Here is a 12,342-nt window from a genome sequence, read left to right as displayed (position 1 = left end):
TCCCATCGCCCTGACCCACTTCTCATTGCCCTTGGCGGATATCAATGCTGCCTCAAACTCTATGGGCGACCCATTTTCCATTGCCGAGCTTATGGCTTCCTTGACCCTTTCCCTGTGGTCCTCCCTGTAAAATTCAATGGCACCTTCCAGCTCCGGCCCATAGCTCAGTGGGTCGGTCCCATAAATTTGGTGCACCCCTTCCGACCATGTCAGCTTTTCATGGATCATATCGATTTCCCAGCCGCCTATTTTGGCCAATCGGAATGCATCGGAGACCAATTCCTGTAATTTTTTGGGTTCCGTGATATCTTTGGCCGTGGCGTAGACCACCCCTTCGTCCAACACTACCCTGCAGTGCCAACTGAGCCAGACCGGTTTGCCCGTTTTGGTGATGTAGCGGTTCTCGATCTCGAAGGTTTCCTGTCCCTCCGTTATCTTTTGGAGCAGTTCATTGGAAATTTCCCCGTCCTCTTCGTGAATGAACTTGAAGAATGAATTGCCCACAATATCGGTTTCAGCATAGCCCAGTATCTCGCACCCGGCCTTGTTTATTTTAAGGAAATTCCCACTGAAATCGAACAGGCAAATAAGGTCCGGCAGCGTCGCGAACAGGTACGTCAGATCCTCCTCCAATCGTTTGCGGTTGATCTCCGACCCCAAGTAATCCTCCAATCTGGACAGTACGGGAAAGTGCGCCTTGAACTGTTTTTCATTTTCAGGGGTGCCAACGGCCAATACGCCGACAATGGCGCCCCGGTGCTTTAGGGGAATGCCCAACACCGACTTTATCCCCGATCGTTGTGCCGCCTTTTTTCTGATAAAGAGGCCATTTTGGTCAATGTTGCCCCAGAGCACCGATTGCCCGGTTTCCCATACCGTGCCGGGCAAGCCTTCTCCAAATCCCATTTCCCTGATCTCCCTAGAGTGTTCGTAAAAGGTTTCCCCGGCCCCATCCTTCCCGTACATGGCCGCGAAGCGAAGGCTGTTTTTGTGGCTGCTCGGCAGCCAGACCTCGCAAAAAGTGAAATCCCCATGGTGGGTGACCAGCCTGCACACCTGTTCAAGGGAACTGCCCAGGTCTTCATTATCCTTGAAGGTGGTGCTGATCTTGGAGAGAAAATCCCTTTCGATCTGGGCATTTATTTTTGAGGAAACATCCCTTTGGATGGCGATATAATGGGAGACCCTACCTTGGACGTCCTTAACGGGCGAAGCTGCGATATTGATCCAGAACGGCGACCCGTTTTTTCGATAATTGGCAATGATGACCTCGCAGGGTTCCCCTTTGGTCAAGGTTTTGTAGAACCGTTCCAATTCATTTCTGTCGGTCTTTGGACCTCTCAGCATATCAGGGGTCCTGCCAATGACCTCTTCTGGGGTGTATCCTGTCATTTGGGTAAAAGCCCTGTTTACATAAACTATTTTTGGGCCTTCTTCTTCCAAAGGTCCCGAATCGGTGATCATAACGGCATCGTTGGTGTGGGTCACCACGCTCTCCAAGAGTTTTAGCTGCTGTTCCTCCTCAATTTGTGCCGTAATATCCTGGGCGGTCCCTTCAAACGAGAGTGGCTTGCCCCTACTGTTCGTGATTAACCTGCCCTTTTCGTGAACCCACTTGATTTTTCCATCGCCGCGAATTATCCTATGGACAAAATCGAGTTCTTGCATACCTTCCATAGCACTCCCTTGCTCTTGATCAAAAAGCAACCTATCATCTGGATGAATACTGTTATAAAAAGAATCGAAAGTGACATTGAATTTATCCTTTTCCTCACCCCAAATATGATAAACTTCGTCCGACCATAGTAATGTTCCCGTAGCTATATCCAGTTTCCAATATCCCAGTTTAGCAATCTGTGAAGCCCTTACCCGCAAGTAATCGGAAAAGGATTGCTCCTCCGAATTCATCGCTTGTGCATCTTCAATGTTTGTGGCAGTCACCATTATACAATCGCTGTCCTGAAAAAACACTTTCTGAAAAGAGAATTTACATTGTATGGGATTTCCCATCTTCCCAAAAACTATTGCCTTTTGAGACGAAGCTGTTTTCTTGGTGCCCAAATCAATGAACAATGCCGATGAACCCAGGTCACCATCGTCGGATAAAAGATCTTGAAATGAGAGCGATAAAAATTCATTTCGGGAATATCCATAGAGGTCCAAAGCCGCCTTGTTCACTTCCAAAATTTTCTTGCTATCCATTTCATGGACCCAAATGGGGTTTGGGTTATCATGGAACAATGGGCTATAGTCTTTCATTTACTTTTGGTGGGTTAAGTTTGTTTTGCCATGGAAAAATAAACAATATTTCTTTGTAAATGTTTATATCTAAAGCCTGAAAATATAGTGAAAACGGTCATTTTTCAACCAATTTATTTTAAATCATCACCTTAGAGCGATACCAATACCAGTATGAAGATCTTTTATATAAAAAAACAATTTTCGTTGATTGTTAAACATCATCGAATGATGACTTGTTTGGCCGGTCAAGGCCCCTTCAAGTTAAAATTTTCCGCCTCTTTTTCTTGCGTTTTATTATAGAAAACGACGGGGACAATAGGTTTATTTTCCTTAATCGTGGAATAATCAACAAATATTTACTCTGTTATATTTAAAGTAATTGGGTATGTTTCCCTTTACTATGATTGGACCGAACACAGTTCCATGAAATCGGCCCAAATTGAAATTCTTTACCATTAGATCGAACAACGGATCAAATTGAATTCCGCTTTTAAATGGCCAGCTGATTTAGCGCGTTCAAAACTCTTTGGGAATTTTTTGGTAAAGAGCCCAAGGATGTAAAAATGCAGCCTTTTTTAAATATTTTTGTTTCCCAAATGATAACCATGAAAAAAATAGGGGTGCTATTGCTGTTTTGTGCATCACAAATTTGTGCAGCCCAGGGCATAAAAGAGAAAAATACGGACGTTTTGCTAAAGGAGGGCATCTCCCAGTACAAGGCCCAAAACCTTGAAATGTCTTTGGCCTATGCCAACAAAGGGCTCGATCTTGCCCCGGATTATCACGATATCCGCATCCTAAGGATAAGGGTATTTCACAGGCTCAAGCGTTTAGGGGAAGCCATGGAAGACCTTCAATACCTTCTTCGCAAAGCCCCAAACTACTATGCCGTCAAAGACCTGGCTATAAGGCAAATGAGGTTGATGGAGCATAAAAAAGCATTGGCCCATTTAGATCCCCTTATGGCCATATACCCGGGAGAGGTGGAACTTAAACTCTTGAAAGCACAGTTGCTTTTTGAAAACGACTCCCTTGGGGAATCCAGAAAACTTGCACTGGAGCTCATTGAAAACGATGGGCTTAAGGGTGGGCAGCGATATCAGTTGAATACTATTCTAAGGGCCACGGTCAGTGATGAATTTGGCATGAACTACCAGTATTTCAGCTTTGGAAAAAACTACAACAGGGAGGATTGGCAAAATTTTATTTTTGAATACCAGCATAATTTCAAGAAGACGACCCTTTTGGGGCGGGTCACCCATTCGGACCGCGGTTTCGATAAGGGCCAACTGTACGAAATGGATATTTATCCGATCATAACGGAAAACCTATACTTTTTTGGCAGCTTGGGGGTTTCCTCTGGATCCTTGTTCCCGGATGTGAAAGCCAGTACTTCGGTGTTTTATGGTTTTATCGATGGATTTGAAGGAGAAACCGGGGCCAAACTACTGAATATCAACGGAAAAAACTATTTTACCGGGATTTTGGGCCTAACACATTATGTTGGGAAGTTTTACCTGAACCTTCGAGCTGCCGTTGGGCCGAGAAGGATGGAGCGAACGATTCAAAACTATCAGTTCAATACACGGTACTACTACAGCGGAAGTGACAATTATGTCTTTGTCAGGTTGAGCAGGGGCATCTCTCCCGATGAGAGCCCGCTTTTTGTCCAAGTGCAGGAAAACCCCGGATTGGATGCCTATTTTGTAGGAAGCGGGATTAACTTTCAGTTGGGACCGCACCATATCCTACGTTTGGATACAGGCCTGCTCTTCGAAGAAATTAACTCCGATACCAACGGCAGGCAATGGCTTTTGAATTTAGGGTATCGCTTTAGGTTCTAAGGGGCCGTAACAAAACCTTTTCGCGTCATCTTGCCCCAACCAGACTGTATGTTGAACACCATTTTTAAATAACCCTTAATGCTCGCATATACCAGGACCGGATGAAAAACGAACGGTTCCAGATAGGCTGCGAGCAGTAATTTAAAAATATGTTTGAAGTTGTTGTATTGGTTAAAATTGTTCACATACATAAATACAGCAGCTGTGGACATGATGCAGCCCAAAAGATAAACGACAGCGAACAGTTCCAGAGCAACTTTCCAATTGACCCAACCCATAAAGGCAGACAGCGCCAAATAAACCAATCCAACAAACTCAATTATGGGCGCCCCGAATTCAAAAACGACCCAATAGGGCAAAAAAACCGTGCCCATGGCCCTAAACCTTGGGTTTCCTATAAGTTTTGTATGGGTTTTCAAGGTCTCCCATAAGCCACGTGCCCATCGGTCACGCTGTTTAACAAAAATATTGTAGTTATCGGGTGCTTCTGTCCAACACAAGGTCAATGGCAGGTAAACTACCTTATAGGGCACTTTGAGTTTTTCCATATGCCTTCTCAAACGGACACACAGCTCTAGGTCCTCGCCTATGGTATTGGGATCAAATCCTCCGATTTCCATAAGCCGTTGTCTAGGATACATTCCAAAGGCCCCTGAGACCAACATCAGGCCATTGACCTCTCCCCAGGCCATTCTTCCCAACAGAAATGCCCTCATATACTCCACCACTTGTACCTTTCCCAAAAGGTTGGGCGGAAGGTTCAGTTTTCTCAACACCCCATTTTTGATGTGCGAACCATTTGCAATGCCTATTCCCCCACCACAGGCTACCACTTCCCGTTGCTCCACTTCCAAAAATGGGGTGACCATCTTGATTATGGCCGTCTCCTCGATGATACAGTCCGCATCCGTGCACAAAATCAATTCCGATCCGGCAATATTGATCCCGACATTTACTGCATCCGACCGTCCGCCGTTTTCTTTGTCCACTATAGTGAGGTTTTTATAGTGGGCCAGGGAACTTTTATAGATGTTCCTGACCGTTGCTGTCCTAATGGATCCACGGGGCATCTCGTTTTTTACAGGGACCAACTTAAAGCGCTTTATAAGCTTCTCAAGACTATCGTCATCACTGCCGTCGTTTACCACGATCAGTTCATAATACGGATATTTAAGCAACAAAAGCGAAAGTACATTGTCGATAATGGTCAGCCCCTCATTATAGGCCGGGGCGATGAGGCTGACATGCGGGAGGTCGGACGCACTGATCACTCCGCGAGAGCTTAAAAAAGTATTTCTTCGCTTGGATTTTAGAATCCCGATATTGGCAAAGATGATTCCCAAAAAATACACGGAAACCAAGGAGGCCCCATAAAAGAGAAAAAAATGGTCAGCTATATTTTTAAGAATGAATACTTCCATAACAATAACCGGTTTTAAAGTGCTATAGAGAAAGAGTAGGAATGGTATGGCCTCCCTTGGCCAAATATTTCAAGACCTGTTTCCGCTGTATCTTTGAAGGTATCCCATCCATGACCCTTACCAATCTCTCCGCAATGGCCCCATCCCTCACTTTAAGGCTGAGCAAACAATAAATCGCGGCCTTTCTGACCTCATAGCTCGGATGTTTGAGGTTTAAAAAAACATAATCAACCTCCGAGAGCAGGTAGAATTTTTTGATTATCCTGATTATCAATTCTATGGCATCCGGGTTCTTGGTCTTGTACGCCAAATGGAGGTATTCCACTTTGGGCTCCCTGCATACATCATGTAATTTTTCCACGATCTTGATCTGCTGCCAAAGACTGATTTTACGACTTAAGTATGGGAGGAACCTTAGACTATCCCACCCCAAAAAACTCACCAGGGCTATTTGCGCCTCCCGTCTCAAATAAATGTTTTTGTGGTCGCGATAAGCTGCAATTTGCTTTATGTACTGGTTTTGGTCCATTTCATAAATTTCCTTGATGCCCAGGGCTTTTTGAAATGGATCCCTTTTACGAAGTTTATCAATGGAGGCCCTATAAGGGGGTATTTGCCCGTACAGCCTTTTCAACTGGATGCGGTTGGAACCGCCCAAGGCCTGTTGGGTCCTGATCATCAACTGGATCAGAAACTGCACGTTCTCCGGCCTTTCCTCTCTAACACCTACTTTCCTCAAAGCCCTTTGCACATCAATGAAACTTGGTTTTTTACCGGTTTGGGGATATAGAAAATCACTGATCTTATCAGCAAAGACAGCCTCGATCAACTTTTTCCTGCGGTTTTTGCTCCTGCGCCATTGCGCCGCACACAATGTCAACAAAATATTGGCCACCAAAAAAAGTAGGAATATTTTGATGAAAAACTCCAGATTTCCAAACGGCATCGGCTTCAGATTTTATCTTCAATTTCTTTTAGGTCGACCGGATAATCAAAATAACCATCTATGGTGGTGAGTCGCGATATGCTTCTCTTTATCTTTTCCTGTCCCAACATTGTAACGACAAATAGTTTATCATATTTTATGCTCCCGTTCAATTTTAACACGTATTCCTGAGGACTGATGCCACGAAAAAGCAAATCGGTAACAACAACGTGAAAATGGCTCTGGACATCTTTGTCCTTAAATTCAGCCAACGATGCAAGGCAATGACAGTCGTACCCCTTGGTATGGAACATACGCTCCAATATTTTCCGCATCACCAGGTCCCCTTGTAACACTAGAACTCTTTTTTGCATATACCCTATAAATGAATGCACAAAATTAGAAAAGTATCCTGTTCGATCATCAACTAATTCAACTGAGGTGCACAATTGGTCAGAAGCGTAAAAAAAAAGCTCCCAATGGACCATTCCCGGTATACCAAAAGGCGGGCAGGTTTGTTAAACCTAGAACATTTGTTCACCAAATTGAAAAACATGGTCCGCGACCTACAGAAACCTTTTGTAAATGGTACTTTTGCCATCCAAACAAAAAACCAAACCAATTTCTTACATGTTGCCCAAAAAGAATACAGAGAAAAATCTATTCATCATATTGTTTCTCAACTCAATCTATCCCTTGAGCCCCAGTTTGAAAAATTATCTGGTTGAGCATCTAAAAAGCTGTTCCTTCGAAAAGAACGAACTTATTAGCAAGGCCGGGGAGGTTTGCAACCGACTTTATTTTATCAAAAAGGGAATGGTAAGAGGTTATTTTATATGTGATTCTTCACAAATAACAACATGGATAGACACTGAAGAAGAAGTTTTCACCTCGATTACCGGCTTTTTTAGAAATCAAAAGAGTGAAGAATACATCGAAAGTTTGGAAAAAACGCATTGCGATTATTTGGAATATGAGGACTACAAATACTGTTTGAACCATTTTCCCGAAATGCGGCACATTAACCGTATACTGCTCGAGGAATATTATATTTTGGCCGAACACAGGGTTTATTTGGCAAGAATTCCGAATGCCCGAAAGCGGTTGGCCTTTTTTATGCAATATATGAAGCCCCAGATCGTGAAGCGAATTCCCCGAAAGCATTTGGCATCCTATCTCGCCATAAGGCCGGAGACACTTTCCAGACTCATGAAGGAAATAAGCTGAGCCTTACTCCCAGCTTCCAATCCATAAAGGATTTCATGAAGGGAACATCTATAAAAGCAGGGGGACTTTCCAATCCCAATTTGCTGCTATTTCCTTTTATTTTTCCATATTATTTGTAGGAAAAGACCTCAAATTGATAAATATCAATTTGGCGAACGATTTTATCGAATAATAACTATAGCCTTGCCGTTTCCTCTGTGACAAATAAGAAAAATTGTACATGTTCGGATTGCCCTTGTAGGAAAAAATGGAAAATCCTTTCTAAAACCAAAATTAATTTTATGCCGAAATATCAAAGTATCGGCTAACCCTTAAACCCTTAACCCTATGATTTTAAAACCAAAAAAATTAATACTCGCACTTATACTGGTGTTTTCCGTTTATGTACAGGATTTAATGGCACAGAGCAGTAGGGCCAATACAACCCAAGAAGTATTGTCCAAAACTATTGAGAATGAAATCCTTTGGAGAAAAGCTGAAATAAGTCTAGATGAGGTATCAAAAATTTACCTACTGGACCATGGTGTGGTCCTAGATGTACCGGAATATTTCACAGTGAAGGGTATTCCAGTTCAAATCATTCAAAAGAACCAATTGCAAAGTGCTGGGAATTACCCCTTGATTAAAGTCCATACATTGAACATAGAGGAGGACAGGGTTTTGGTCCGTATGTATCTCTCACAAATAATTGGGGGTATTGAAAAAAACTCCAATGCCGAATTTCATTTTACCAAACAAAACTCTTCTTGGGTATTAACCAACAAACTATAGCAGTATGAAAGCAAATTTTACAAAAATCGGTATTCTTCTACTTTTTGGATTGCTTTTCAATTCTACCGATCTGTTGGCACAGACGAACAGAATTTTGAACAACGACCGATTAAGAATAGGAAACGGTAGCCAAAACTCCATTAATTCGGCTGGAAATATGGAACAGCCTTTTTATTATAATGGGTCTACCTATAGAAAGTTGACCTTCAGCACCTATCCATTGGATATTCAATGGGCCGTAGGAGGCGATGGTACGAACAATTGGAATACCGATGGATCTTTGGTCCTGAATCCCATATTCAATAACCAAACTTTTGATTATAGCAATTTTACGGTAACCAACCCCACCACAGGGGATGGATACGGACAAATAAAAACATCGGGCAATATCGACATAAATGGCCAGACCTTTTTGGTAGAAAACATTTATGAACTATTGCAACCCGAAGGCTATATAGGCATAAAGGTTAAAATCACCAATATTAGTGGATCCCCTGCATCCAATGTTAGGCTTTGGGTTGGAACCCGAGATGATTATGTGGGAGGTAGTGATCGTCCGACAAAAACCCGCGGAAATTTGATTAACGAAGAATTCGTTGCGCTGGATAATCAGGCAGATCAGGCAAAGGCCATAAAAATATCCACCTCAGAGGAGGCTATCCTATTTTTCAGTAATTCGGATAGGGCTTATTCTACTATCAATAGCTGCTGTAGTTTTAACAATGCCACTAATCAAGACCCGACAACGAATCTTATAACTGAAACTGGGGATGGTTCTTATGCCCTTTATGTTCGTTTCGATGACTTGGGTGTTAATGAAAGTGATGAGCTAATTTGGTATTACGGGGCCGGTACTTTGCCCGAAATCGATGAAATAATCGCACGAGTGGCAAGTGCTGCCATTGGGGCCTTTGATAATATTTCCTATGCATCCGCCGATTATGCGGCAACCACGGCAGAGGCAGGAACGGGGTACTATGTATTGGTACCGGATGAATCCACTGCTCCTACCGAGGCCCAGATAAAAGCCGGTGTGGACTATAACGGGGTATCTGTAATAACTGCTGAAAATGCCGCTATGCCCGCAGATATAGAACACGTTTTTAATCTAACGGGACTTGCTGCATATACGGATTACGATTTTTATTTTGTTTCCGAGTATTTCAATGGAACGGACAATGTTTTCACCGAGATTATAAGCGAAGACCTGCATACTAAGGAAGCGCCTCCAATACTAAATTCCTTCACGCCCGAAACGGCTGCCTATGAGGAAACGGTGACCCTAACAGGTGCCAACCTCTTGACCACAAGCGGCGTTACCATTAACGGAATTAATGCATCATATAATGTGATCGATTCTGAGACCGTTGAAATTACCGTTCCAAATGGTGCAGAGGACTTTTATATTGAATTGACCAATGAAAGTGGTACAAGTTCCATAGAATCCGAAATATCCGATACTACGGGGAACTGTAGTACAGGATGGTACGGAGCATGGCAGACAATCACACCTGTGGAAAATGGTATTTTAAATACGGTTACCTTAAAACTGGACAATACCGATCCTAATAATGACTATGATTTGTTTCTTGAACTACATGAAACGGATAATGATCCAGCTTCTGCCAGTCCTGGTGTAAAATTTAACTCTTTGCTGGGGACTTCAGAGACGATTACCATGTCAGCAAATACTCCGGCAAACGAGGTGCAGTTTACCTTTTCTTCCAATTTGGAGTTGGTGGCCAATGTGAGCTATTATGTTGTTTTAAAGGAAGCTCCGGGCAATCCTTCGGGAACTGGTTTACAACGAGTATATAAGCAGTGTTCCGGTAGTGGAACCACAGATGGGGGAGCAGGTAACCAGTTTGGCAGGTTGTACTACAAATTTACGGTCAGCCCAATTTTAAACGTTAGTAATCCACCGACCGATATTTCTATTTCACAGAATACGATCCAAGAAAATAATGTTGCCGGTCAGGTAGTAGGGTCTTTTAGTACTTCGGATGCAGATGTAAGTGATACTCATGACTATGCCATAGTATCCGGATCCGGTGATACGGACAATGCTTCTTTTACCATTAATGGAGGTAATTTGGAAGCGGTCGAGGTATTTGACTATGAGACTAAAACTTCCTACTCGATAAGGATTTCCACTAAAGACCCAGAAGGAAATAGTTTTGAAAAGATCTTTACGATCAATATACTGGATGATACGGATGAGGACGGTGATGGCATAAACGATGCTACTGACAATTGTGTCAATGTTGCCAACGCAGATCAAACCGACACGGATTCTGACGGCATGGGTAATGTATGCGATGATGACGACGACAACGATGGTACACCGGATGATGAAGATGCCTTCCCGAACGATACCGATGAGGACACCGATACCGATGGTGACGGAACGGGCGACAATGCCGACGAGGACGATGACAACGACGGAACCCCTGACGATGAGGACGCCTTCCCGAAAGACCCCACCGAGGATACCGATACCGATGGAGACGGTACGGGCGACAATGCCGACGAGGACGATGACAACGACGGAACCCCTGATTCCGAGGACGCTTTCCCTAAAGATGATTCCGAGGATACCGATACCGATGGTGACGGAACGGGCGACAATGCCGATGGGGACGATGACAACGACGGTACTCCCGACTCCGAGGACGCCTTCCCGAAAGATGGTTCAGAGGACACCGATACCGATGGTGATGGAACCGGAGACAATGCCGATGGGGACGATGACAACGACGGCACCCCTGATTCGGAAGACACTTTCCCTAAGGATGATTCCGAGGATACCGATACCGATGGTGACGGTACGGGGGACAATGCCGATGGGGACGACGACAACGACGGTACCCCTGATTCCGAGGATGCCTTCCCGAAAGATGATTCCGAGGACACCGATACCGATGGTGATGGAACCGGAGACAATGCCGATGGGGATGATGACAACGACGGCACCCCTGATTCAGAAGACACTTTCCCTAAGGATGATTCCGAGGATGCCGACACGGACGGAGATGGAACCGGGGACAATGCCGATGATGATGCCGACAACGATGGTATTCCGGATTCTGAAGACGCTTTCCCGAATGACCCTAACGAAGATTCCGATATTGACGGGGATGGTGTTGGCGACAATGCCGATACGGACGATGACAATGACGGCGTAACCGATACCGATACAGACGGGGACGGCCTAGGGGACAATGTTGATACCGATGATGACAACGATGGGGTTCCAGATGACGGGGATGACTTCCCCACCGATACCAATGAAGATACCGATACCGATGGCGATGGAACCGGTGACAATGCCGATACAGATAATGATGGTGATGGATATTCCGACGAGGTGGAGGAAGCCGAAGGCACCGATCCTACGGATGCATCCGGATTCCCATTGGACACGGACGACGATGGCATTCCCGACAGTAGGGACGATGACGACGACAATGATGGCGTTGCGGATGTGAATGATGCTTTCCCAACAAGTGAAGAACCTTCATTGGTGCCGGCACAGGCCTTTACACCAAATGGCGACGGCAACAACGATGCCTGGATCATACCGGGGATAGACAACTATCCAAATAATGTGGTGAAAGTCTATAACCGATGGGGACATGAGGTATTGACCACCAGATCATACAAAAATGACTGGGAAGGCTTCTACAAGGACAGAAGTGAAAAACTTCCCGCAGGTTCCTACCTATATGTCATCGACCTAGGGGACGGCAACGCTCCATTGCAGGGCTGGATTTTCATCAACTATTAATACCAACAGAACAAAAAACACCATACAAAAACGATGAGACTATTCAATAACATACAATTACTGGCCCTGTTCCTTGTGCTTTCCCTCTCGGTAAGCGCACAGCAGGACCCCAACTATACCTTTTAC

The 12,342-nt window shown here is 44.3% G+C and carries 8 protein-coding genes; 4 read left to right on the top strand and 4 right to left on the bottom strand.

Annotated elements, in window-relative coordinates:
- A partial coding sequence (locus tag AC13CC_RS15420; protein ID WP_482876439.1) for a PAS domain S-box protein occupies positions 1–2,259 on the bottom strand: 2,259 nt, incomplete at its 3' end.
- A 587-nt stretch (positions 2,260–2,846) separates the two neighbouring features.
- Here AC13CC_RS15420 and AC13CC_RS15415 point away from each other — a divergent pair.
- On the top strand, positions 2,847–4,085 hold the full coding sequence (locus AC13CC_RS15415; protein ID WP_326280393.1) for a YaiO family outer membrane beta-barrel protein: 1,239 nt from the start codon (positions 2,847–2,849) through the stop codon (positions 4,083–4,085).
- On the opposite strand, the gene AC13CC_RS15410 is transcribed toward AC13CC_RS15415, so the two are convergent.
- From AC13CC_RS15410 to AC13CC_RS15400, 3 genes are read right to left on the bottom strand one after another with little or no spacing between them, the layout of a single operon-like run.
- Entirely contained in the window at positions 4,082–5,506 is a 1,425-nt protein-coding gene (locus tag AC13CC_RS15410; protein ID WP_482876438.1) for a glycosyltransferase family 2 protein, read from the bottom strand. The two genes, AC13CC_RS15415 and AC13CC_RS15410, sit on opposite strands and share 4 nt — an antisense overlap.
- A 22-nt stretch (positions 5,507–5,528) precedes the next feature.
- Positions 5,529–6,452, bottom strand: coding sequence for a hypothetical protein (locus tag AC13CC_RS15405; RefSeq protein ID WP_326280389.1), 924 nt, complete (start codon positions 6,450–6,452; stop codon positions 5,529–5,531).
- Positions 6,453–6,457: 5 nt separating this feature from the next.
- Positions 6,458–6,787: a hypothetical protein gene (locus tag AC13CC_RS15400; RefSeq protein ID WP_482878283.1), complete on the bottom strand. Its 330-nt coding sequence runs from the start codon at positions 6,785–6,787 to the stop codon at positions 6,458–6,460.
- Between the two features lie 229 nt (positions 6,788–7,016).
- Here AC13CC_RS15400 and AC13CC_RS15395 point away from each other — a divergent pair, with 229 nt between their 5' ends.
- The 3 genes from AC13CC_RS15395 to AC13CC_RS15385 all read left to right on the top strand — a co-directional run bounded on the left by AC13CC_RS15395 (position 7,017) and on the right by AC13CC_RS15385 (position 12,216).
- Positions 7,017–7,658 carry a Crp/Fnr family transcriptional regulator gene (locus AC13CC_RS15395; protein WP_482878282.1) on the top strand — a complete coding sequence of 214 codons (642 nt, stop codon included), beginning with the start codon at positions 7,017–7,019 and terminating at the stop codon, positions 7,656–7,658.
- A 327-nt stretch (positions 7,659–7,985) separates the two neighbouring features.
- Positions 7,986–8,429: a hypothetical protein gene (locus AC13CC_RS15390; protein WP_326280383.1), complete on the top strand. Its 444-nt coding sequence runs from the start codon at positions 7,986–7,988 to the stop codon at positions 8,427–8,429.
- A gap of 4 nt (positions 8,430–8,433) precedes the next feature.
- Positions 8,434–12,216: a T9SS type B sorting domain-containing protein gene (locus tag AC13CC_RS15385; RefSeq protein WP_482878281.1), complete on the top strand. Its 3,783-nt coding sequence runs from the start codon at positions 8,434–8,436 to the stop codon at positions 12,214–12,216.
- The last annotated feature ends 126 nt before the right edge of the window (positions 12,217–12,342 follow it).

This window comes from Flagellimonas sp. L-11 (genome assembly GCF_056857735.1).
Note: the sequence above shows the minus strand (reverse complement) of the source record. Positions and strands in the feature narration are given on the sequence as shown.